Annotated in this window: 23 protein-coding genes and 1 tRNA gene; 7 read left to right on the forward strand and 17 right to left on the reverse strand. The window is 67.7% G+C overall.

Features of this window, described 5'->3' with window-relative positions; genetic code table 11:
* Positions 1–68 precede the first annotated feature (68 nt).
* Together IC535_RS02385 and IC535_RS02390 are read right to left on the reverse strand one after the other, a co-directional pair.
* Positions 69–380, reverse strand: coding sequence for a hypothetical protein (locus tag IC535_RS02385; RefSeq protein ID WP_228884409.1), 312 nt, complete (start codon positions 378–380; stop codon positions 69–71).
* 51 nt (positions 381–431) lie between these two features.
* On the reverse strand, positions 432–1427 hold the full coding sequence (locus IC535_RS02390) for an alpha/beta hydrolase (RefSeq protein ID WP_228884408.1): 996 nt from the start codon (positions 1425–1427) through the stop codon (positions 432–434).
* Between the two features lie 87 nt (positions 1428–1514).
* On the opposite strand from IC535_RS02390, the gene IC535_RS02395 reads away from it, so the two are divergent.
* Together IC535_RS02395 and IC535_RS02400 are read left to right on the forward strand one after the other, a co-directional pair.
* Complete coding sequence (locus IC535_RS02395; protein ID WP_228884407.1) at positions 1515–2186, forward strand: ArsR/SmtB family transcription factor; 672 nt, start codon at positions 1515–1517, stop codon at positions 2184–2186.
* Between the two features lie 225 nt (positions 2187–2411).
* Positions 2412–2729 (forward strand): hypothetical protein, encoded by a 318-nt coding sequence (locus IC535_RS02400; RefSeq protein ID WP_228884406.1) that lies wholly within the window; start codon positions 2412–2414, stop codon positions 2727–2729.
* A 233-nt stretch (positions 2730–2962) separates the two neighbouring features.
* Here the strand turns inward: IC535_RS02400 and IC535_RS02405 are convergent.
* The 9 genes from IC535_RS02405 to thrS all read right to left on the reverse strand — a co-directional run bounded on the left by IC535_RS02405 (position 2963) and on the right by thrS (position 10967).
* Positions 2963–3039, reverse strand: a tRNA-Pro gene (locus IC535_RS02405).
* Positions 3040–3106: 67 nt separating this feature from the next.
* Positions 3107–3463, reverse strand: a complete 357-nt coding sequence (locus IC535_RS02410) for a MerR family transcriptional regulator (protein ID WP_038687283.1) — start codon at positions 3461–3463, stop codon at positions 3107–3109.
* On the reverse strand, positions 3444–3743 hold the full coding sequence (locus IC535_RS02415; RefSeq protein ID WP_005410432.1) for an integration host factor subunit alpha: 300 nt from the start codon (positions 3741–3743) through the stop codon (positions 3444–3446). Before IC535_RS02415 ends, IC535_RS02410 begins: the two co-directional genes overlap by 20 nt.
* Before the next feature lie 26 nt (positions 3744–3769).
* On the reverse strand, positions 3770–6151 hold the full coding sequence (gene pheT, locus IC535_RS02420; protein ID WP_228884405.1) for a phenylalanine--tRNA ligase subunit beta: 2382 nt from the start codon (positions 6149–6151) through the stop codon (positions 3770–3772).
* Positions 6152–6249: 98 nt separating this feature from the next.
* Entirely contained in the window at positions 6250–7245 is a 996-nt protein-coding gene (locus tag IC535_RS02425) for a phenylalanine--tRNA ligase subunit alpha (RefSeq protein ID WP_228884404.1), read from the reverse strand.
* 192 nt (positions 7246–7437) lie between these two features.
* Positions 7438–7797, reverse strand: coding sequence for a 50S ribosomal protein L20 (rplT, locus tag IC535_RS02430; protein ID WP_017355264.1), 360 nt, complete (start codon positions 7795–7797; stop codon positions 7438–7440).
* A gap of 10 nt (positions 7798–7807) precedes the next feature.
* Positions 7808–8005 carry a 50S ribosomal protein L35 gene (gene rpmI, locus IC535_RS02435; protein ID WP_017355265.1) on the reverse strand — a complete coding sequence of 66 codons (198 nt, stop codon included), beginning with the start codon at positions 8003–8005 and terminating at the stop codon, positions 7808–7810.
* A gap of 469 nt (positions 8006–8474) precedes the next feature.
* The gene (gene infC, locus IC535_RS02440) at positions 8475–9014 is read right to left on the reverse strand and encodes a translation initiation factor IF-3 (protein WP_228884516.1); all 540 of its coding nucleotides are present in this window, start codon (positions 9012–9014) and stop codon (positions 8475–8477) included.
* Between the two features lie 48 nt (positions 9015–9062).
* Positions 9063–10967 (reverse strand): threonine--tRNA ligase, encoded by a 1905-nt coding sequence (gene thrS, locus IC535_RS02445; protein WP_228884403.1) that lies wholly within the window; start codon positions 10965–10967, stop codon positions 9063–9065.
* 392 nt (positions 10968–11359) lie between these two features.
* Here thrS and IC535_RS02450 point away from each other — a divergent pair, with 392 nt between their 5' ends.
* The 4 genes from IC535_RS02450 (at position 11360) to IC535_RS02465 (ending at position 14724) form a co-directional block, all read left to right on the forward strand.
* Entirely contained in the window at positions 11360–11659 is a 300-nt protein-coding gene (locus IC535_RS02450; RefSeq protein ID WP_228884402.1) for a hypothetical protein, read from the forward strand.
* Positions 11659–11922, forward strand: a complete 264-nt coding sequence (locus IC535_RS02455) for a hypothetical protein (RefSeq protein WP_228884401.1) — start codon at positions 11659–11661, stop codon at positions 11920–11922. The genes IC535_RS02450 and IC535_RS02455 overlap by 1 nt, the downstream gene beginning before the upstream one ends.
* A gap of 10 nt (positions 11923–11932) precedes the next feature.
* Entirely contained in the window at positions 11933–13513 is a 1581-nt protein-coding gene (locus tag IC535_RS02460; protein WP_228884400.1) for a PepSY-associated TM helix domain-containing protein, read from the forward strand.
* Between the two features lie 134 nt (positions 13514–13647).
* Positions 13648–14724: a serine hydrolase domain-containing protein gene (locus IC535_RS02465; protein WP_228884399.1), complete on the forward strand. Its 1077-nt coding sequence runs from the start codon at positions 13648–13650 to the stop codon at positions 14722–14724.
* On the opposite strand, the gene IC535_RS02470 is transcribed toward IC535_RS02465, so the two are convergent.
* Positions 14693–16264, reverse strand: a complete 1572-nt coding sequence (locus tag IC535_RS02470) for a winged helix-turn-helix transcriptional regulator (RefSeq protein ID WP_228884398.1) — start codon at positions 16262–16264, stop codon at positions 14693–14695. The two genes, IC535_RS02465 and IC535_RS02470, sit on opposite strands and share 32 nt — an antisense overlap.
* Positions 16265–16327: 63 nt before the next feature.
* The gene (locus IC535_RS02475; RefSeq protein ID WP_228884397.1) at positions 16328–17509 is read right to left on the reverse strand and encodes a glycoside hydrolase family 18 protein; all 1182 of its coding nucleotides are present in this window, start codon (positions 17507–17509) and stop codon (positions 16328–16330) included.
* Positions 17510–17776: 267 nt separating this feature from the next.
* On the opposite strand from IC535_RS02475, the gene IC535_RS02480 reads away from it, so the two are divergent.
* On the forward strand, positions 17777–18823 hold the full coding sequence (locus IC535_RS02480) for a hypothetical protein (protein ID WP_228884396.1): 1047 nt from the start codon (positions 17777–17779) through the stop codon (positions 18821–18823).
* 159 nt (positions 18824–18982) lie between these two features.
* Here IC535_RS02480 and pnp read toward each other — a convergent pair whose 3' ends face one another.
* The 4 genes from pnp to rbfA all read right to left on the reverse strand — a co-directional run bounded on the left by pnp (position 18983) and on the right by rbfA (position 23120).
* Positions 18983–21091, reverse strand: coding sequence for a polyribonucleotide nucleotidyltransferase (gene pnp / locus IC535_RS02485; protein ID WP_228884395.1), 2109 nt, complete (start codon positions 21089–21091; stop codon positions 18983–18985).
* A gap of 147 nt (positions 21092–21238) precedes the next feature.
* Complete coding sequence (gene rpsO / locus IC535_RS02490) at positions 21239–21499, reverse strand: 30S ribosomal protein S15 (protein WP_038687260.1); 261 nt, start codon at positions 21497–21499, stop codon at positions 21239–21241.
* Positions 21500–21660: 161 nt separating this feature from the next.
* The gene (truB, locus tag IC535_RS02495; protein ID WP_228884394.1) at positions 21661–22572 is read right to left on the reverse strand and encodes a tRNA pseudouridine(55) synthase TruB; all 912 of its coding nucleotides are present in this window, start codon (positions 22570–22572) and stop codon (positions 21661–21663) included.
* A gap of 119 nt (positions 22573–22691) precedes the next feature.
* The gene (gene rbfA / locus IC535_RS02500) at positions 22692–23120 is read right to left on the reverse strand and encodes a 30S ribosome-binding factor RbfA (protein ID WP_228884393.1); all 429 of its coding nucleotides are present in this window, start codon (positions 23118–23120) and stop codon (positions 22692–22694) included.
* Positions 23121–23127 lie beyond the last annotated feature (7 nt).

The raw sequence follows: 23127 nt of genomic DNA on the forward strand, positions 1-23127 counted from the left end.
GTGGTTCGGCAGCATCCCGAACACCATCGGCCGCGCGACGCCGTCGGCGATCCGGGTGACCGCACGGGTCAGGCCTGGCTGACCAGTTTCTGCGCCACGTCCTTGATCAACCCGGTGATTTCATTGGCCAGCCGGCGGCTGTCGGTGATCGAGCCGAAGAAGCGGATCGTGCGCCCGTCGATCTCCACCCCGGCCAGGCCCAGCTCACCCTTCAACGCGCCCACGTGCAGGTCGAATACCTGCAGCCATTGCGCCGACGGCTCCACATCGAGCATCGCGATGATCGCTTCGTCCTGGGCATGGTCCACCTGCGCATGCAGGTCGGGCACATCGAATCCGAGCAGGCGCGGGGCATTGGGATCGACCGAGGGCGTGTTCATGGCGGCATGGTAGCCCGGAAGCGACCGCGGAAGTGCGGCGCGGCGCCTGGCTCAATCCCCCTGCAGGAAACCGCGCACAGCCGCCCACAACGCCAGGCGCCGCGGCTGCAGATGCAGCCAGTGGTTGCCGCCGGAAATCTTGACGTCGCGCTTGTCCGAACAACCACGCAGGTCGGTGTACAGGCGCCGGGCATCGTCATCGGTGGTGACATGGTCCCATTCGCCGCGGACGATCAGCACCGGTACCCGGATCCTGGCACTGTCCACCAGCGACCGTCCCGCCCAGCAGGCGGCAACATCGGCGGCCGGTCCATTCGGGATCCGCGCCGACGCCGGCGTTCTCTGCCCGGCCGTCGGGTCGCTGGCCAGATACGCGCTGCACCAGCGATCAAGCTCGGCAGCATCGACCGGGGTGGGCACATGATCGGGAATGCCGGTGCGCTGCCGCGGCCGCTGCGCGTCGGCATCCATCAAGGCCCATGCATCGTGCGGGCCGGCGCTGCCGGCCGCTCCTTCACGCGGCACCAGCGGGCCGAACAGCACCAGCCGCGATATCGCGTCCGGATTGTCGATGACCGCGCGTTGCGCCGGCAGCGTGCCCCAGGAATGGGCGAGCAGATGGATGCGCACGTTTGGCCGTTCGCGCCGTATATGCGCCAGTGCCGCGGCAATCTGCGCGGCCGCCACTTCGCTCCGGCCGAACGGCGCCGCCGCCGCTGCCGGCGCGGCAAACACCGCCGGGCGCGCCGAGCCGCCGTACCCGGCGAAATCCAGCGCCCAGGCATCGAAACCGGCACGCTGCAGGTCATCCATCCACGACACCCCGTGCATCTTCCAGCCCACCGCCAATGCACTGGGGAAGGTGGCGCCATGCACGTACAGCACCACCTCGCCGGCCGCCGGCTGGCGATGCAGGGCCAGCGGCAACAACTCGCCCTGATGGCGCCACGGCAAGCGGATGGTCTGCGCCGTGCGCAACGGCGACGGGCAGCCACTACCGGCGCCGATCATGCCGGCCCCCAGCGCAAGCCCGGAACAGGTGAGCATCGTTCTGCGTTTCATTCGTACACCGGTATGGGCAATGGTGCAGTGTCCGCCTTGCCGATCACCTGATGCTTCGGCCAGTATCGAAGCATGACCGCCCTGCCTCCCATCGCCAGCATTGCCCGCCTGATCGGCGATCCCACCCGTGCGCGGATGCTGTCGGCGTTGATGGATGGCCGCAGCAGGACCGCCGGCGAACTGGCCCGGGTAGCCAGCGTGACCCCACAGACCGGCAGCGCCCACCTGGCCAAGCTGATCGACGGCGGCCTGCTGGCGATCCAGAAGCAGGGCCGGCACCATTACCACCGGCTGGCCAATGCCGACGTGGCGCATGCACTGGAAGCCCTGCTCACCCTGTCGCCGCCGCCGCATCCGGTCCGTCGCCTGGGGCCGGCAGACGCAGGCTTGCGACGCGCGCGGGTCTGCTATGACCATCTGGCCGGCGAGATTGCCGTGCAGTTGACCCAGCAGTGGCGCGATCAGGGCTGGATCCTCGACGACGCAGGCGCATTGCAGCTGACCCCGGCCGGACGCGAGGGGTTTCGGGCACTGGGCATCGCCCTGCCCGACCCGGCCCTGCGCCGCCCTGCGCTGCGTGCCTGCATGGACTGGAGCGAACGGCGCTTCCATCTGGCCGGCCAACTGGGCATGGCCGTGCTACAGGCGATGCGGGACCAGGATCTGCTCCGCCCGTTGCCGGGCTCGCGCGTGTTGCTACCCACCGCGCAGGGCGAGGCTGTGTTGGCGCGCTGGCTCAGGTAGCACACGGATCCGCTGACGCGGCAACGCCGATCAAATGACCGATTCAGCCAAGGAAAATCCCGGAGTTGCAGGCGCACCGTTGCAATCGTCCAGAACACCACCCCATAACGCCTACTGGCGCATACTGGCCCTCAGCGGCCCCATCGCGGGGCGGCAATCAGGCAGCGGCCTGGCATGCATGCATGTCGAGCCCATGCAGAGGGCGCAGCAATGCCGGACACCGGTATGTTCCATCTGTTCGAGGTGTGCTGCCATCCCCTGCGGGACGCTGGCGCAGCCTATCCGGAAATCGAGTTCATCCGCGCGCAATGCCATGGCTGCGGCGCCATCTTCAAGGCCACCCAGCCGCCGGTTCTGGAAACCATCGAGGGCGGGGGCGCGGTACTGAGCTGCCCCAGTTGCAGCGCGCGCCAGGCGGTCGCCGGCGCCCGTTTCGCCGAATACATGGCGCGCTTTCCCAGCGGCAACTGCGAGACGTACCGGGCGGCCGCATCCACGAAGGCGGCGCAGGACGCGCCCTTCAATGCCGGCGTTGGCGACTAGACCACAGCCGATGCAGGCAGCTGCAGTGGCACGCCTGCCCCAAGGTCGCGTGCGCCTGGTGGCGGCGCCACCAGGTCCGAGCGTGGCTCGGAACTACATGGCGCTTGCGTTGCGAATCCGAGCATGGCTCGGACCTACCCCGACACTTCTTGAGGTTGGCTTCCTGCCGGGCTGAAGCCCAACGAAAAAGGGCCCGCGCATCGCTGCACAAGCCCTTGATCTGTTGCCAACAATGGTCGGGACGGCCGGATTTGAACCGACGACCCTCTGCCCCCCAGGCAGATGCGCTACCAGGCTGCGCTACGCCCCGATGATGTTGGCACTGTCCCCGCCTTGCAGCGGGCCGACGAGTATAACGGGTTTGAAGGTGAAATGGTTCAGCGACGGAGCAATTGCAGCACTTCTTCCAGCTCCATCCGCGTCTGCTTGATGATCTGGTTGCTCAGCGTGGATTCGTCGCGGGCACCGGCACCTTCCAGGCGCAGGCGCGCCCCGCCGATGGTGTAGCCCTGTTCGTAGAGCAGGCCGCGGATCTGGCGCACCATCAGCACGTCGTGGCGCTGGTAGTAGCGGCGGTTGCCGCGGCGCTTGGCCGGCTCCAGGCTGGGGAACTCGGTTTCCCAGTAGCGCAGCACGTGCGGTTTGACATCGCACAGTTCGCTGACCTCACCGATGGTGAAGTAGCGCTTGGCCGGTATCGGCGGAAGTTCGCGGTTACTGCCCGGATCCAGCATATGCCTCCACCCTTTCCTTGAGCTTCTGGCCCGGACGGAAGGTGACCACCGTACGGGCGGAAATCGGTATTTCCTCGCCGGTCTTGGGATTGCGGCCCGGGCGCTGGTTCTTGCGCCGCAGGTCGAAATTGCCGAAGCCCGACAGCTTGACCTGACGTCCCTGTTCCAACGCTTCCCGCAACACATCGAAGAACGCGTCGACAAATTCCTTGGCTTCGCGCTTGTTCAGACCGACTTCGTCGAACAGCTTTTCGGCCATCTCAGCCTTGGTCAATGCCATTGCCTGCTACCCCCAATGCTTCCCGCTCAACCGCGGATGCGGGCGTGGTGATCACGCTCCATCGCAGCGACCGCCTCGGCCACTACCGCATCCACGTCGCGGTCCGTCAGAGTGCGCGACTTGTCCTGCAAAATCAAGCCCATAGCTAAACTCTTGAAGCCCGGCTCGACGCCCTGGCCGACATACCGGTCGAACAGGGTGACCTGGCGCAGCAGCGGGCCGACGGCCCGGCGCAGGGTCGTTTCCAGGTCGGCCCAGGCGGCCGCTTCGGGGACCAGGAAGGCCAGGTCGCGGCGCACCGAGGGGTAGCGCGACAGCTCGCTGGCCCGCGGTATGGCGCGTGCGGCCAGCGGGGCCAGGTCCAGTTCGAAGGCGAATACGTCCACGTCGATGTCCATGGCCTTGGCCAGGCGCGGGTGGAGCTGGCCGATCCAGCCCAGGCTGGCGCCGTCGCGCAGCACCTCGGCCGAACGCGCCGGGTGCCCGTAGGGACGCTGGGAGGGCTGGAATTCCAGCACCGCGCCCGATGCCGCCGCCAGCGACTCCAGGTCGCCCTTGAGGTCGTGGAAATCGACCTTGCGGGTCGCCAGGCCCCATTGCTGGGGGTCGGCGTCGCCGCAGACGGCGGCGGCCACGCGCTGGGTTTCCAGCGGCGCCGGCTGGCCGTCCCCGGCCTGCGGGTGGAACACCCGGCCCAGCTCGAACAGGCGTACCCGGCCGAGCTGGCGCGCGGCATTGCGGCCCAGCGTGGCGACCAGGCCCGGCAGCAGCGACGGGCGCATCACCGCCAGTTCGGCCGACAGCGGGTTGGCCAGGGCCACCACGTCCTGGTGCAGCTGCCACTGGCCGAGCAGGCCGGCATCGACGAAGGCGTAGTTGAGGGTTTCCTGCAGGTCGCGGGCGACCAGCTGGCGGCGCACGCTCCGCTCATCCAGCGCGGTTTCGCTGGGCATGGCGATGCGCGAGGCGCCGCCGGGCAGCGTGGTCGGAATGCGCTCGTAGCCGTGGATGCGCGCCAGTTCTTCGATCAGGTCTTCTTCGATGGCGATGTCGAAGCGGCGGCTGGGCGCGGTGACCTGCCAGCCGTCGGCGCTGGCGGCCACGTCCATGCCCAGCGCGCGCAGCATGCGCTCCACGTCGGCATCCTTGATCTGGATGCCGAGCACGCGGGCGATCCGCGCGCGGCGCAGGGCGATCGGCGCGGTTACCGGCAGGTCGGCCTGACGTACCGCCTCGGTCAGCGGCGACGGCGTGCCGCCGGCCAGGTCCAGTACCAGCCGGGTGGCGTATTCGATCGCGGTGCGCGGCAGCGCCGGGTCCACGCCACGCTCGAAGCGGTGGCCGGCATCGGTATGCAGGCCCAGCTTGCGGCCCCGGCCCATGATCGCGGCGGGCGCGAAGTGCGCGGCCTCGAGAAACACCGCGGTGGTGTCGTCGGTGACACGGGTATCGAAGCCGCCCATCAGGCCGGCCAGCGCGACCGGGCGGTCGGCGTCGGTGACCAGCAGGAAGCTGTCGTCCAGCACCACGTCACGGCCATCGAGCAGTTTCAGGGTTTCGCCGGCGCGCGAGCGGCGCACGCCGATGCTGCCCTGCAGGGTGCCCAGGTCGAAGGCATGCATCGGCTGGCCCAGTTCCAGCATCACGTACTGGGTGATGTCCACCAGCAGCGACACCGGGCGCACGCCGCTGCGGCGCAGGCGCTCGGCCATCCACAGCGGGGTGGGCGCGCGCGCGTTGATGCCCTCGATGACGCGGCCGACGTAGCGCGGTGCATCGGCCCCGGCGGCCAGGTCGATGCTCAGCTCGCGCGCTCCCACCGCCGGCACCGGCTCGGCATGGAACGGCACCACTTCGCTGGCGCACGCGGCAGCCACGTCGAAGGCGATGCCGCGGATGCTGAAACAGTCGGCGCGGTTGGGGGTCAGCTTGATCTCGATGCTGGCGTCGGGCAGGCCCAGGTACTCCACCAGCGGCTGGCCGACCGGGGCGTCGTCGGGCAGTTCGAACAGGCCCGAGGCGTCGCTGTCCAGGCCCAGTTCCCTGGCCGAGCACAGCATGCCGTTGGAGTCCACGCCGCGCAGCTTGGCCGGCTTGATCTTCAACTCGCCGATCTGCGCACCAATCAGCGCCAGCGGCGCCACCAGGCCCGGGCGCGCGTTGGGCGCGCCGCAGACGATCTGCAGGTGCTCGCCGTGGCCGGCGTCGACCTGGCAGATCTGCAGGCGGTCGGCCTCGGGATGGCGCTGCGCCGAAACGATACGCGCCACCACCACGTGGTCCAGGCCCGCGCCGAGCGCGGTGACCTCTTCCACTTCCAGGCCGATGGCGGTCAGCACCGCGCCGAGTTCATCGCGCGAGACCGAGGTGGGAACGTGGCTGCGCAGCCAGTTTTCAGAGAATTTCATGGTGTCACCCTGGTGGGCCGGCGCAGGCGCCTGGGCCGTGATGAATGGTGGTGCGACGTAGAGCCGGGCTCTGCCCGGCTGCACGGGTGGTACCGGCGTTACGCGAATTGTTTCAGGAATCGCACGTCGTTCTCGAAGAACGCGCGCAGGTCGTTGACGCCATAGCGCAGCATCGCAAACCGTTCCACGCCCATGCCGAAGGCAAAGCCGGTATAGCGCTCCGGGTCGATGCCCACGCTGCGCAGCACGTTGGGGTGGACCATGCCGCAGCCCAGCACTTCCAGCCAGCGGGTGCTGCCGTCGGGCTGCTGCCAGGCGATGTCCACTTCCGCGCCGGGTTCGACGAAGGGGAAGTAGCTGGGGCGGAAGCGCATGTCGAAATCGCGCTCGAAGAACGCGCGCACGAACTCGGCCAGCGTGCCCTTGAGGTCGGCGAAGGTGGAATGCTCGTCGACCAGCAGGCCTTCGACCTGGTGGAACATCGGCGAGTGGGTCTGGTCGCTGTCGCTGCGGTAGACCTTGCCGGCGGCGATCATGCGCAGCGGCGGTGCATGCTCGCCCATGTAGCGCACCTGCACCCCGGAGGTATGCGTGCGCAGCAGGCGGCCGTCGCCGAAATAGAAGGTGTCGTGCATCGCGCGCGCCGGGTGGTGCGGCGGGAAGTTCAGGGCTTCGAAGTTGTGCCAGTCGTCTTCGATTTCCGGGCCTTCGGACAGCTCGTAGCCGAGGCGGCCGAAGATCTCGGTGATGCGCTCCAGGGTACGGGTGACCGGGTGCAGGCCGGCGCGCTCGGCGCGGCGTCCAGGCAGGGTGATGTCGATCGCTTCGGCGGCCAGGCGCGCGTCCAGCGCAGCGTCTTCCAGCACCGCCTTGCGCTGCCCCAGCGCGCTGGTCAGCGCGTCGCGGGCCAGATTGATGGCTTCGCCGGCGGCCTTGCGCTCATCGGCAGGCAAGCCACCGAGCTGCTTGAGCTGGGCGGTGATGCTGCCGTTCTTGCCGAGCAGGGCCACGCGCAGGGCTTCCAGCGCGTCGGGGCTGCCGGCGGCGGCCACATCGGCCAGGGCCTGGGCGGTCAGGGATTGGATGTCACTCATGGATAGCCGGGGCCTCGCGTCGGTGTGCCATCGCGATGCGCGCCGGGCCGACCCCCGTCGCCACCGCTGTCGGGTCGCCGGCACCGCGTGCCTGCGCCTCCACAAAAAAGAATGGGGAAGGACTTGCGCCCTTCCCCATGCATTGCCTTACCCACTGCCGTTGCGCGCGAACGGCAACCGCAGGGGTGGGACTTATGCCGCCAGTGCGCCCTTGGCCTTTTCGGCCAGTGCAGCAAAACCGGCTGCGTCGTGCACGGCGATGTCAGCCAGCACCTTGCGGTCCAGGGTGATGCCGGACTTGAGCAGGCCATTCATGAAACGGCTGTAGCTCAGGCCGTTGATGCGGGCAGCCGCGTTGATGCGGGTGATCCACAGCGAACGGAAATTGCGCTTCTTCTGCTTACGGCCGATGTAGGCGTACTGCTGTGCCTTGATCACGGCCTGCTTGGCAACGCGGAACACCTTGCGGCGAGCGTTGTAGTAACCCTTAGCCAGGGTCAGAATTTTCTTGTGGCGGCGACGCGCCTGTACGCCACGTTTTACTCGTGCCATGGGTCAGTCCTCAGAGGTAGGGAAGCATACGGTTCAAACGGCCTGCGTCTTCTGCACGAACATGGTTCGTCTGACGCAGATTGCGCTTCCGCTTGGTCGACTTCTTCGTGAGGATGTGGCTACGGTTGGCATGGCCAGCCTTGAACTTGCCGGAGGCGGTCTTGCGGAAACGCTTGGCCGCCGCCCGGTTGGTCTTGATCTTGGGCATTGCAATGTCCTTGATGATGTTTTGTCACTGACCAGGGCGGCAGCTTTCGCCACACTTTCCGTCCATGCCCTTGCCTGCTTGTAAGCCCGGGATCCCCAATGGGAACCAGGCCGGTCCTGTTGCTGGTAAAACAGCGCGCCAGTGGCTGGCGGGTAACCGTTCAAAACAGCGCCCCGAAAAACGCGGCCGCCCATTATGCCTGTGCAACCAGTGAGTTGCAAATGCTTGATCGGGCTCCGGTTTGGCCGGTGGGCCAGCCGCCGGCGCGGCCACTGCGGCGCCGGGGCCCCGACATTCCTGAACGGACATCGCGCCCGGCCGGCGCGCGGGCCAGGCCGCGCGCGCGGCACAACGGCAGAAGGCGCCAGACGGCGCCCGTGCCTGCCGCGCGAACCGGACGCCATCGGCTCCGGCGGCGCCTGCAGCCGGGCATGGCCCCCGGATCTACCACCGCTGGGCCCGAGGCCGGTTACTTCTTCTTCGGCGCGATCATCATCACCATCTGCCGGCCTTCCAGGCGCGGACGGGACTCGATCACGATGTCCTCACCCAGATCGGCTTCGATCCGGCTGGCCATTTCGCGACCCAGTTCCTGATGGCTCATTTCACGACCACGGAAGCGGATGTTGACCTTGATCTTGTCGCCCTCTTCCAGGAAACCGCGCATCTTGCGCAGCTTGATCTGGTAGTCGCCTTCATCGGTGACCGGGCGGAATTTCACTTCCTTGATCTCGACCTGCTTGGTCTTCTTCTTGGCCTCGTTGGCCTTCTTCTGCGCTTCGAACTTGAACTTGCCGAAGTCCATGATCTTGCACACCGGCGGATCAGCCTGCGGCTGAATCTCGACCAGGTCCAGACCTTCGTCTTCGGCCATCGACAGCGCTTCGTCACGCGTCAACACACCAATCATTTCACCGTCGCTGCCGATCACGCGTACGCGCGGCACCCGGATTTCCTGATTCTTGCGGTTCTGTTTGTTGTCAGGGGTACTGATATTGCAATCTCCCAGAGGAATCAAACCGGCCCTGAGCGGATCATCCGCAGGGCCGGGACTTTCTTACACGGACTGTTCTGCCTGCAACCGTTCGATGAAGGCCTGGACGGACATGCTGCCCAGGTCTTCACCCGAACGCGTACGCACGGCCACGGCGCCATTTTCCTTCTCACGGTCGCCAACCACCAGCAGGTACGGAACCCGCTGCAGCGTATGCTCGCGAATCTTATAACCGATCTTCTCGTTGCGCAAATCGGCGTTTACCCGGAACCCTTGATCTGCAAGGGTTTTCCTGACGTCCTTCACGTATTCAGCCTGGGCGTCGGTGATATTGGCCACCACCACCTGGGTCGGGGCCAGCCAGGACGGGAAGGACCCGGCGTGGTGTTCGATCAGGATGCCGATGAAACGCTCCATCGAGCCAACGATGGCCCGGTGCAGCATCACCGGGTGCTTCTTCTGGCTGTTTTCGTCCACGTACTCGGCGCCGAGGCGGCCGGGCATCATGAAATCGACCTGCATCGTGCCCAGCTGCCAGGTACGGCCGATGGCGTCCTTGAGGTGGTACTCGATTTTCGGGCCGTAGAAGGCGCCCTCGCCCGGCAGTTCCTGCCATTCCACGCCACAGCTGCCCAGCGCCGCGCGCAGCGCGCCTTCGGCCTTGTCCCAGGTGGCGTCATCGCCCAGGCGCTGTTCCGGGCGCAGCGCGATCTTGATCTGGATGTCCTCGAAACCAAAGGTGGTGTAGACCGCCAGCGCCTGCTGGTGGAACGCCGTCACTTCGGCCTCGATCTGCGACTCGGTGCAGAACACGTGGCCGTCGTCCTGGGTGAAGCCGCGCACGCGCAGGATGCCGTGCAGCGCGCCGGACGGCTCGTTGCGGTGGCACGAGCCGAACTCGCCGTAGCGGATCGGCAGGTCGCGGTAGCTGTGCAGGCCCTGGTTGAACACCTGGATGTGGCCCGGGCAGTTCATCGGCTTCAACGCGTAGGTGCCCTTCTCCGATTCGGTGAAGAACATGTTGTCCTTGAAGTTGTCCCAGTGCCCGGACTGCTTCCACAGCGCCACGTCCAGCACCTGCGGGCAGCGCACTTCACCGTAGCCGGTCTTGCGGTACACCCCGCGCATGTACTGCTCCACCACCTGCCACAGCGCCCAGCCCTTGGGGTGCCAGAACACCATGCCCGGCGCCTCTTCTTGCAGGTGGAACAGTTCCTGCTGCTTGCCGATGCGGCGGTGGTCGCGCATTTCGGCTTCTTCGATGCGCTTGATGTAGGCCTCAAGCTGCTTCTTGTCGGCCCAGGCGGTGCCGTAGATGCGCTGCAGCTGCTCGTTCTTGGCATCGCCGCGCCAGTACGCGCCGGAAATGCGGGTCAGCTTGAAGGCCTTGAGGAAGCGCGTGTTGGGCACGTGCGGGCCGCGGCACATGTCCACGTATTCCTGGTGGTAGTACATGCCCATGGCCTGGATGTCGGCCGGCATGTCCTCGATCAGGCGCAGCTTGTAGTCCTCGCCACGGGCCTTGAAGATCTCGATGACCTCCGCGCGCGGAGTGACCTTCTTGATCACGTCGTAGTCCTGCGTGATCAGCTCGCCCATGCGCTTTTCGATCGCCGCCAGGTCCTCGGGGGTGAACGGGCGCTCGGAATGGATGTCGTAGTAGAAGCCTTCGGCGATGACCGGGCCGATCACCATCTTCACATTCGGGTACAACTGCTTGACCGCATGGCCGACCAGGTGGGCGCAGGAGTGGCGGATGATCTCCACGCCTTCCTCGTCCTTGGCGGTGATGATGCGCAGGCGGGCATCGTGGTCGATCACGTCGCTGGCATCGACCAGCACGCCGTCGACCGAACCGGCGATGGTGGCCTTGGCCAGGCCGGCGCCGATCGACTGGGCGACGTCCATGACGCTGACGGGGTTTTCGAACTCACGGCGGCTGCCGTCGGGGAGCGTGATCGCAATCATGACTGGGCTTTTTCTGGTGGGCCTGCAACGCAGGCCGGGGAATCGAATGGGACGCGGTGGGCAGCGGCGCCGGGGCGGCCGGCCATAAAAAAAGCGCCACGAAGGCGCCTGCAGGGCCGTCGGGAGCGTTCAGCGATGGGCGGTGGTAGTGCTCATGTCGCACGCTGGGCCGGCGCGGGGCGCGGGCCACCTTGTTGCCTTGATGGGGATGGGGTGATCTTAAACCAAAGCCCGGCTTTTTTCTCCCGCCCGCACCGTGCCGTCGCCTGAACGGGCCACTGTGGCGGAGCAAAACCGCAATGCTTACCATGCGCAACACGCCGGACGCGTGCCGGCAACACCTCCCCCGAAGGATCTGCGATGGCTCCCGCTGTCCCTGCCACCTGCGCCCCGTGCTGAGTTCCACCACCCTGGGCCTGCTGTACTGCGGCACCGCCGGCACCGCCTCGGCGTTCTCCGCGCTGGCCTTCTACGCCGCCTCGCCGCACTGCCGCTGGCCGCGCCTGCGCCGTGCCGGGCGGCTGGGCCGGCAGATCGGGCTGGTCGCCGCGGCCACCTCGCTGTGGCTGTGGATGGGCCAACTGGGCCTGGCCACCGGGCTGTGCGTGACCCTGTGCGGCTGGATGCTGACCGCGCTGCTGCTGCCCTACCTGGCGGCATGGACGCGGCCGGATGGCGGGGAACGGCGCTGATGTGGGCCCGTGCCTCGGCCGCGCTGCTGGCCGGTTTCCTGCTCGCCGCCGCGGTGACCGGCCTGGTCGCCTGGCTGCCGCCGGGCCCATGGCAACGCGCGATCGTGCCCAGTTTGGTCGCCTTCGTCCCGCTGTGGATGCTGGCCGCGCTGTGGGCGTTCAGTTTCCGCAGCGGCCTGCGCGCGTGGGCCTGGCTGGGCGCCGGCGCGCTGGCCGGGTTCGCGCTGCTGTGGCTGCTGCGCGCCATGCATTGGGTGCAGTGAAGGAGCTTCGATGAAATTCAGTTCGCTGACGCTGCGTACGTTCACCACGCTGCATACCTGGGTTGGCCTGGTGGCCGGCTTCGCGCTGTTCGTGGCGTTCTATGCCGGCGCGATCACCGTGTTCCACCACGACCTGCCGCTGTGGCAGTCGCCGCACGCGATGGAGCAGCCGGCGCAGACCCTGGACGACGCCCAGCGCCTGCTAGACGGCGTGCTGGCCCGGCATCCGCAGGCACGCGCGCATGTCGGCATGACCTTCCCCGGCGCGGAGACTCCGCAGTCGGTGGCCTACTGGCAGGACGCCAAGGGCACCTGGCAGTTCGCCTGGGCCGACCAGTTCGACGGCAGCCCCACCCCGCCCCAGGCCGGGCTGGCCGAGCTGGTCAACGAACTGCATTACACCCTGGGCCTGCCGGTGGCCGGGGTCTATCTGATGGGCGTGGTCAGCCTGCTGTACGGGCTGGCGCTGCTGTCCGGGCTGGTGATCCACCTGCCCAGGCTGATGGGCGATCTGTTCGCGCTGCGCCCGGGCCGCAACCTCAAGCAGATGTGGCAGGACGCGCACAACGTGGTCGGCGTGCTCAGCCTGCCGTTCCACCTGCTGTTTGCGGTGACCGGGGCGCTGCTGTGCCTGGTGTTGCTGCAGATGGCCGCGCTCAACCCGCTGATCTACGACGGCAAGCTGCTGCAGGCACTGCCGGCGGCGATGGATACCGCGCCGATCCGCGCCGCGGCCGGCGAGCCGGTGCGCCCGGGCAGCCTGGCGATGCTGCACGCCCGTTCGATCGCGGTGGCCAACGAGCTGGGCCAGGCGCGCTTCGAGCCGGCCTACCTGAAACTGGCCAACGCCGGCGATGCCAACGCGGTGATCGAAATCACCGGCGGCGGCGGGGTGTCGCTGGGCCCGCTGGGCGCGGTGGCGCTGGACGCCAATACCGGCGAAGTGCTGCATACCCAGCTGCCCGGCAGGCGCGATGCCAACCACGCCACGCTGGCAACGGCCTATGCGCTGCATTTTGGCGAGTACGGCAACGCGCTGGTGCCATGGCTGTACTTCGCGCTCGGCCTGGGCGGGGCGTTCCTGTTCTATTCGGGCAACCTGCTGTGGATCGAATCGCGGCGCAAGCGCCGCCAGCAGGCGCAGGGCCGGGCCCAGATCAACATGGCGCGGGCCACGGTAGGGGTCTGCATCGGCCTGTGCGTGGCGGTATCGGCCGCCTTCGTCAGCGTGCAGCTGCTGGAACACCTGGCCCCGGCACACGCCGATGCCGGCATGCGCTGGGCCTGCTTCCTGGTCTGGGGCGGCTGCGCCCTGTGGGCGGCGCTGCGTGCGCCGTGGCAGGCCGCACGCGAGCTGCTGTGGGCTGCGGCGGTGAGCACCGCGCTGATTCCATTGGTGCATGGCGCGATGAGCGGGCTGTGGCTGTGGACCAGCGCGCAACGCGGCTACTGGCCGCTGTTCTGGGTGGACGGCGTGGCCCTGGCGATGGCGATCGGGTTTGCGGCGATGGCCCGGGCCAGCAGCCGGCGGGCGCTGCATGGCGAGCCCAACAGCGTGTGGGCGCGCGGGAGCGGGCAGGCCACGCCCTGATCCGGCGCGCGCACGGCCCTTCCCCTCGCCGGCAAAGCGTTGCCCTGTCAAGCTTTCAGAATTCTTCAGCCGCATTTCCAGCACTTCAGTTGCCGTGCTGGCCTAGTGGGATCCTCATCCCGAGGAATCCACCCATGCAACGCAACGCACCCCGTTTGGCCACCCTGATCCTGTCACTGGCCACCACCCTGCCCGTCGCGGCCCAACCGGTCCGGCCACCGTTTGACGCGGCCAGAATCGCCGCACTCGAATCGGCGATCGCCAGCCAGGAGATCAAGCAGGTCACCAGCGTGCTGCTGATGGTGGACGGCAAGGTGGCCTACGAAGGTTATTTCAACGGCGCCACCGCCGATACGCTGCACGATGTGCGTTCGGCCAGCAAAAGCGTCACCGCCCTGTTGATCGGCGCGGCCATAGGCGATGGCAGCCTGCCCGGCGTGCAGCCCAAGGTCTATGACTACTTCCCCGCGTTCACCGCGCGGCATCCGGTGGATCCGCGCCTGCGCGCCACCACCGTGGAAGACCTGCTTACCATGAGCAGCCTGTGGGAATGCGACGACGAGAACGCGTTTTCGGCCGGCCATGAAGAGCGCATGTACGTCAGCGAGAAGTGGCTGGACTTCGCCCTGTCACTGCCGGTCAAGGGCTTTGCGCCGTGGATGACCCGGCCGCAGGACAGCCCGCATGGCCGCGCGCATGCCTACTGCACGGCCAACTCGTTCGTGCTCGGTGCGGTGCTGGAGCGCGCCACGAAGATGCCGCTGGCCGACTATGCGGCCAAGGCGCTGGAACGCCCGCTGGGCATTTCAGCCAGCCATTGGAACCGTTCCCCCGAGGGCATCGGCATGGGCGGCGGCGGCACCCGCTACCGCAGCGGCGACCTGGCACGCCTGGGCGAACTGGTCCGCGGCGGCGGGCGTTGGCAAGGCCGGCAACTGGTTCCGGCCGGGTATGTGCAGGCCATGCTCAGCGCGCAGGCGCGCACCAACGATGGCAGCGACTACGGCTACCAGTGGTGGGGCCTCAAGCTGCCGGTCGACGGTCGGCAGCAGACGGTGTGGACGATGTCCGGCAACGGCGGCAACTATGTGGTTGTGATGCCGGAGAAAAAGCTGGTGGCGGTCATCACCAGCAGCGCATACAACCGCAGCTACGCCCATCCGCAGTCGCGGCGCATCCTCACCGAGTTCCTGTTGCCGGCGCTGCGCTGACACCATCCAGGTCATCGGGGCACCAGTTGGCCGCCAGCACCTGGCGGCGCTGCGCGGCCAGGTCGGCATCGATCCTGGCCAGCAGCGGCGGCCAACCTGGCGCGGCATGCAGCGGCGTGAACAACGGCGTGCCACGCAGCCAGGTGGCGTCGCGGAAGCCGGCATCCACGGCCTGGTGCAGGTCGGCCACGGCGGCCTCGGCATTGCCTTGGGCCTGGTGCAGCAGGGCTCGTTCCAGCGACGTATCGGACCAGCCGCCGTCGGCCTGCCCGCCCAGCGCGTGCAGGCGCGCGGCGATCCAGTCCGGCGTGGCCGGCACGCTGCCATGCAGCCCGGACAGCGTCTGCCCTATCGATTGCTGGGGGCGCAGTTGGGCGCTGCGCTCGAACGCCTGCCCGGCGCCCACGCGGTCGCCGTTCATCAGCCGTATTTCACCCTGCAGGCGCAGCAGTTCCGGGTGCGGCGTGCCACGCCCCAGCGCCTGCTCCAGGGCCGCGTTCGCCCTGCCCTGCTCGCCCATGGCCAGCAGGGTGCGGGGCCAGGCGATGTTGGCGAACACGTTGTCCGGATACAGCTGGAAATTGCGCTCGTGGCGGCGCGCGGCGGCCTCCTTGAAGCCAAGCAGTTCCAGTTCGCGCGCCACCTGTACCTGCAGGAAGCGGACCCGTTCGGGCGCACGCACGGCCAGGTTGTTCTGCAGGGCCAGGGCCAGGCGGCCCTGCTCCTGGTACAGATAGGCCAGCGAGGCCCGGGTACGCTCATCATCGGGGTCGCGCTGCAGCGCCTGCCGGTAATCGGCGATCGCCTGCGGCATCGCCCCCAGGCAGTCGTGCGCATAGCCGCGTGCGGCAAACGCCGCGGCATCCCCCGGCGTCGCCAGCAGCACCTGCCCGGCCAGCGCCAGGGCTTCCTCGGCGCGCGCGCGCGGGCCATTGAACAGGCAGGCATCGGCGGCAAGCGCGCGCGCCAGGCCACGCCGTGCGGCCTGGGAATCGGGGTCGATCTGCAATGCCTGGCGGTACAGCACAATGGCCCGTGCATTGTTGCTGGCCTGGCCGATACCGGCGTAATAGCCGGCACGCTGCAGCACCGGGTCGGCCGGCGAGGTCGGCGCATCGCCGGGCTTGAGCGCCATCGCCACACCCACCGCGACGATGGCGGCCAACGCGGCGCCGGGCCACAGCCAGCGCCGCGTCCGCGCCGTTCCACTGGCAACCACCGCGGGCACGCCCGGTTGCAGCGGCGCGCACAGCTGATAGCCCCGCCCGCGCACCGAGCGCACGTAGCGTGGCTGACGACCGTCATCGCCCAGGGCCTGCCGAAGCAGCTTCACCCGCTGGCTGATGGCATCCTCGCCAACCACGGCCGGTGCCCATACCTGCGCGGCCAGCGTGTCGAAGTCGACCACGGCATTGCCGTGCGCCAACAGGCACTCCAGCAGCCGCCAGCTCAGCCCGCTGACCGGCAGCACCACGTCATCGCGGCGTACCTGTTGCAGGCTGCGGTCGATATACAGATCCAGCAGGCGGACATTCTCCATGCCGGCAAGCATATCGCCCTGCGCCCGTTTCGGCGGCGGCCGGCAAGCGGATCGCGCCCCGCGCTAGTGGGCCGGCCCCAGGAACGGTCCCGCCATCGCCTTGAGCAGGCTGCCCTGCGCATCGTCGCCGGTCAGCTCCCAGGTGAACACGCCACGCAGCTGCCGGGCCTTGGCAAACTCCGCGCGCAGGCCGATCGAGGCCGGGTCTTCGTAGCTGATGAAGATGCGCTCGGCGCGGTTGTACAGCCATGGCCCCTGCGCCACCGGATGCCAATGCCGCTGCCAGCCGGGCTGGCCCAGGAACTCACTGCGGATGCGGCGCCAGTCGCCGGCCTCGAACGGCGCGCTGTAAGGCTGGTACAGGCCATCGTTGGCGTCGGTGTTCACCCGGAAGCCACGGCCGTAGAACGGCACCCCCAGCACCAGTTTGTCGGCCGGCACGCCGTGCTGCCGGTAATAGGCCACCGCGCCTTCAACGTTGTTCCAGCGGCGCAGCGCCGGCTCCAGCGGGTCGGTGGGCACCTCGCGCAGCGGTGCATTGAAGGTGGACACCTTGGAAAAACCGGTGCCCATGTCGTAGCTCATCAGGTTGATGAAATCGAGCACGCCGCCCAGTTCCTTCAGCTCATAGCTGCGCGCCGGATCATAGGGCCCATCGGTCTGCATGCGGCCGGCCGGCAGGGCGGCGGTGAGCAGCAGGCGCTGGTTGCGCGCCTTGCCGGCCGCATCCAGCTGACGACGGAACTCCTGCACCAGCAGGGTCATGTTGCGGCGGTCCTGCGGGCGGTCGGCGATCTCGGTGGGGCCGCCGTAGACCGGGAATTCCCAGTCGATATCCACGCCGTCGAAACTGCCGCGGTGCTGCTCGAAGAACAGCGCCACGCAGGAGGCGACGAAGCGCTGGCGGCTGTCGGCACTGAGCGCGGCATCGGAGAAACCGCCGGCGTTCCAGCCGCCGATCGAAATCAGCGTGTGCAGCTGCGGGTGCTCGCGTTTGAGCGTGGCCAGCGCCTTGAAATGCGTATCGGCCTGCGCATCGACCACGCAGCGTCCCTGGTCGATGGTGGCGAATGCGTAGAACAGATGGGTCAGGGTGTCGGCCGGAATCGAGGCCACCGGATAGCGTTCGGCCGAGCCGCCCGGATAGTAGGCGCCGATCACCTTGGGCAACGGTTCGGCGGCGTCGACGCGCGGGACGGCCGCAGTGAGCACGACGGCAAGCAAGGCCAAGGCGGGACGGAACATGGGATATCCCCGGTTGAAGACAAGGCCACGTTAGCAGTGCCGCCGCGACATTTGCCCTTGCCGCGCGCATGTCCGGCGATCCCGTCCTGCGGACAGTCCCGCTTGGCCCGCACCGCCGCGCACGCTGTCCGGTCCTTGTGCAGGCCCGGCGCGCGCAGGCCATGGGCACGTCATCTGCGGCCAGCGCCCGGGACGAATGCGGGCCGACGGTGTCCTGCCCGGGCACGATGCGCATGCCCTGCGTGGCGGAGTAAGGTGTGCGCACATTTGCTGCCCCTGCCCGACATGACCGACCTGACCGACACGCCCGATGCCGCCGACACCGGGCCCGACGACGACACGTGGGATGCGCTCCACGCACGCGCCTATGCCGCCTTCGACCAGGGTGAGCTGCACACGGCCAGCGCGCTGTTCGGCGAGCTGGCCCAGCACGCCCCGGAAGTCCCCTTTCTGCATTACATGCGCGGCCTGGCACACAAGTACCTGCGCGATTGGCCGGCCTCGCTGCAGCACAACCTGCGCGCGCAGTCCCTGTCCGCGGAACCGGACCAGGGCACTGCCTGGAACGCCGGTATCGCCGCCACCGCGCTGGGCGACTGGGCGCAGGCGCGGTCGCAATGGGCGCAGTGCGGCATCACCCTCCCCGATGGCGATGGCCCGATCGAACACGACTTCGGGATAATCAGCGTCCGCCTCAATCCGTGGGCCGAGGGCGAGACGGTGTTCGCACGACGCATCGACGTGGTGCGTGCACGCCTGTTGAACGTACCGTTGCCCGAATCGGGCCATCGCCTGTTCGACATCGTGCTGCACGACGGCGCCAAGACCGGCGTGCGCGCGCTCGACGATGGCACGGTGCCGGTGTTCAACGCATTGCAGATCCTGCAACGCTCGGACCACCGCACCTACGTGGCGTTCATCCGCTGCCCGTCGGCCGATGACCTGGACCAGCTGCAGCAGGCGGAGCTGCCCGGCATCGGCTACGTGGAGGACTGGACCGCATCGATTGTCTCGCTGTGCCTGCGCTGCAGCTACGGCGTGGCGCACGCCCAGGATGATGGCGACAGTGATGGCGCGCACGACCAGGGCGCGGCCAGCAATGACGACTGGCAGGTGGAGCGCAACCTGGGCATCGGCGCGCAGGGCAAGGCGGCGGTGGAGCGGCTGCTGACCAACTGGGTGGCCGCAGGGCCCGGGCGCCGCGTGGATGCGATCGAGTGCCCGGCGTGCGAGGAGCGCGCGCCGCAGGACGGCACGGTGTGGTGGCGTGGCCCTGGCGACGACGACGCGCAAGGCGACGACGAGGAGGCATAGCGCCACAACGAAAAAGCGGGCCGAAGCCCGCTTTTTCTGTTTGCCTGGAAGCGCAATGACCAACGGTCATTGCCTACCGGGCGGTGTGATGACCCATGATCATTGCCCGCCTGGTGGTGTGGCGACCAACGGCCGCCACCGCCCCGACGTACCGGCCGATTACTCGGCGGTGACGCCCTCGCCTTCTTCGACGGCCTTCATCGACAGGCGGATACGGCCCTGCTTGTCCACTTCCAGCACCTTGACCTTGACCACATCGCCTTCCTTCAGCACGTCGCCGACCTTCTCGACGCGGTCGCTGGAGATCTGCGACACGTGCACCAGGCCATCCTTGCCCGGCAGGATGGTGACGAACGCACCGAAGTCCATGATCTTGGCGACCTTGCCTTCGTAGATGCGGCCCGGCTCGACGTCCGAGGTGATCTGCTCGATGCGGGCCTTGGCAGCCTGCGCGGCAATCGCGTTGACCGAGGCGATGATGATGGTGCCATCGTCCTGGATGTCGATCTGGGTGCCGGTTTCCTTGGTGATGGCCTGGATGGTGGAACCACCCTTGCCGATCACTTCGCGGATCTTGTCCGGGTGGATCTTGATGGTCAGCAGGCGCGGCGCGTAATCCGACAGCTCCTCGCGCGGCGCGGTCAGGCCATGGGCCATCTCGCCCAGGATGTGCAGACGGCCGGCCTTGGCCTGCTGCAGTGCCTGCTTCATGATCTCTTCGGTGATGCCTTCGATCTTGATGTCCATCTGCAGGGCGGAGATGCCCTCAGCGGTACCGGCCACCTTGAAGTCCATGTCGCCCAGGTGGTCTTCGTCACCCAGGATGTCGGACAGGACGACGAAACGCTCGCCTTCCTTGACCAGGCCCATGGCGATACCGGCCACCGGCGACTTGACCGGCACGCCGGCGTCCATCAGGGCCAGCGAGGAGCCGCAGACCGAAGCCATCGACGAGGAACCGTTCGACTCGGTGATTTCCGAAACCACGCGGATGGTGTACGGGAAGGCTTCCAGCGACGGCATCACTGCCAGCACGCCGCGCTTGGCCAGACGGCCGTGGCCGATCTCGCGACGCTTCGGGCCCATCATGCGGCCGGTCTCGCCCACCGAGTAGGGCGGGAAGTTGTAATGGAACAGGAAGTTGTCCTTGTACTCACCCGACACCGCATCGATCACCTGACCATCGCGGGCAGTGCCCAGGGTGATGGTCACGATGGCCTGGGTTTCACCGCGGGTGAACAGCGCCGAGCCGTGGGTACGCGGCAGGATGCTGGTCTTCACGGCGATCGGGCGGACGGTGTCCAGCGCGCGGCCGTCGATGCGGACCTTGGTGTCCAGCACCGAGTTGCGCATGGTGCTGTATTCCAGCTCGCCGAATTCCTTGGACAGTTCGGCCGGGTTCCAGCCTTCGGCGGCCACACGGCCGGCCAGCGACTCGACCACGTCCTTCTTGATCGCCGAGATGGCGTCGCGGCGCTGCAGCTTGTCGCGCACCTGGAAGGCTTCGCCCAGGCGCGGGCCGATGGCTTCCTGCAGGGCGCTGATCAGCACCTCATTCTTGGCCGGGGCGGTCCAGGTCGACGGCTTGGTGCCGGCTTCCACGGTCAGCTCGTTGATCGCGTTGATGACCTTCTGCATTTCGCGGTGACCGAAGGTCACGGCGCCCAGCATCACCTCTTCGGACAGCAGCGCCGCTTCGGATTCCACCATCAGCACGGCGTTGGCGGTACCGGCGACAACCAGTTCCAGCTCCGAATCCTTCAGTTCGGTCACGGTCGGGTTGAGGATGTACTCACCGTTCTTGTAACCCACCTTGGCGGCGGCGATCGGACCCTTGAACGGGGTACCGGCCAGCGACAGCGCGGCCGAGGCGCCGATCAGCGCGGCGATGTCGCCGTCGATGTCCGGGTTCAGCGACATCACCGTGGCGATGATCTGCACTTCGTTCTTGTAGTCTTCCGGGAACAGCGGACGGATCGGGCGATCGATCAGGCGCGAAATCAGCGTCTCTTTTTCGGTCGCGCGGCCTTCGCGCTTGAAGAAACCGCCCGGGATACGGCCACCTGCGTAGAACTTCTCCTGATAGTCGCAGGTCAGGGGGAAGAAGTCCTGGCCCTCACGCGCGCTCTTGGCGGCAACGGCGGAGACCAGCAGCACGGTGTCGTCGAACTTGACGATGACGGCACCGCCGGCCTGACGGGCGATTTCGCCGGTTTCAAGCGTGACGGTGTGCTTGCCGTACTGGAAGGTTTTGGTGATTTTTGCCACGGGGGTTTCCTTGGATGATGCTTTCTTCAATGGACCGCAGGCGACCCTTGCCGCCGACGGGTGACCGGTTGTCCGGCCCAGGCGTTTATTGCGGTACTACCAAAACAAAACCGCGGCGCATTCCTGCGCCGCGGTGGGGATTCCTGCTTAGCGACGCAGGCCGAGCTTTTCGATCAGGGCCTTGTAGCGCGGAGCGTCTTTCTTCTTCAGGTAGTCGAGCAGGCTGCGACGGCGGTTGACCATCTGCAGCAGACCGCGGCGGCTGTGGTGATCCTTCTTGTGGGTCTTGAAGTGGCCGGTCAGCAGCTCGATGCGGGCGGTCAGCAGGGCGACCTGGACTTCCGGGGAGCCGGTGTCGGCGGCGCTGCGCTTGTTGTCTTCAATGACTTTCTGGGTGTCGATCGACATTTTGTTTTCTCTTGGATGCGTGGCCCGCAGAAACGTCCCATTGACGTACCGCGCGACTCGCCGTTAACGAAAGGATGAACCCGCACAGGCAGGAAGCCTGAAAAGGCCGCGAAATTGTAACGGGCGCAGCCTCCCGGGACAAGGACCGGCAACGCCGCCGGTCACAGATTGAACCGCCGCTGCGGCGCCAGCCGGCCGGTCGGGTCGACCTGGCCCAGGCCCTGCAGCGCCCGCTCGGGGCCGTATACGGCAACCACGCCCTGGGGCCAGCCGGCATCGCGCAGGCGCTGGCCCAGGCAGAAGCGGCGGGTCTGTTCAGCATCCAGCTGGACCTGCGGATAGTGCGCCAGGCCGGCGTCCAGCGGCAGCAGCAGGGCGTCCATGGCCGCCTCCTCGCCTTGCCCGGCCAGCTCGCGCAGGGTCTCCAGGCTGACCATCGGGGCCCCGCCGAACGGGTCCACCCACAGCCGCCGCAGCCCGGCGATATGCGCGCCGCAGCCCAGGGTTTCGCCCAGGTCGCGGGCCAGGCTGCGGATATAGGTGCCTGAACCGCAGGTCACGCGCAGCGACAACCGGGTCGGCTGCTGGTCCAGCACGTCAATGGCATGCACGTGCACCTGGCGCTGGGGCGCCTCGATCGCATCGCCGCGCCGCGCCTTCGCATACAGCGGCTCGCCGCCCTGCTTGAGCGCCGAATAGATCGGCGCGCGCTGCAGGATGTGGCCCTGCAGCGGGGCCAGGGCCGCGGCCAGGGTGTCGGCGCTGATCGCCGGCACCGCCCGCTCGCGCAGCACCACCCCATCGGCATCGTCGGTGTCGGTGGTCTGGCCCAGCACCACCTCCGCGTCGTAGGCCTTGGCCGCGCCCAGCAGCAGGCCGGCGATCTTGGTGGCTTCACCGAAGCACAGCGGCAGCAGGCCGGTGGCCAGCGGGTCCAGGCTGCCGGTGTGGCCGCCCTTCTCTGCGCGGTACAGCCGCCGTGCGATCTGCAGCGCGGCGTTGGAGCTCATGCCGGTCGGCTTGTCCAGCAGCAGGATGCCGTCCAGGCGACGGAAGGAAATTCGGGTAGTCATGCCATCGGTTCGCTCGGCGCCATGCGGCGCGGCCGGGAAATCCGGCGTCCGGCGGTGCGGTCGTTTGCCGACCCGGGCACCGCCCCACAAGACAACAGCCCTTGCGGGCTGTTGGTCCATCAATCGGTTTTGTTGCCGCTGTCGCCGTCGCCGTCGCCGGCATCGTCGTCGTCCCCACCCTCGCGGCTTTTCTCGGCTGCCAGCGTATCGGGCAGGTCACGCAGGATGTTGTCGATGCGTTCGCCGCGGTCCACCGAATCATCGTAGTGGAAGTGCAGCTCGGGCACGTGGCGCAGCTTCATCGCCCGCGCCAGTTCCATGCGCAGGCCCCAGGCCAGTTCCTTCAGGCCCTTCATCGCTTCTTCGGAACGTTCGGGCATCAGCGCGGTGACGAAGATCTTGGCATGGGCCATGTCACGGGTGATTTCCACGTCCGAGACGCTCACCGACGGCAGGCCGTGTTCACGCACCGCGTTGTGCACGAGCGTTCCCAGTTCACGGCGGATCTGGGCGGAAACACGGTCGGTTCGATGGAAGGTCTTTGGCACGGGGAGC

This window comes from Stenotrophomonas rhizophila (assembly GCF_020857975.1).
GTDB classification, from domain to species: domain Bacteria; phylum Pseudomonadota; class Gammaproteobacteria; order Xanthomonadales; family Xanthomonadaceae; genus Stenotrophomonas; species Stenotrophomonas rhizophila_C.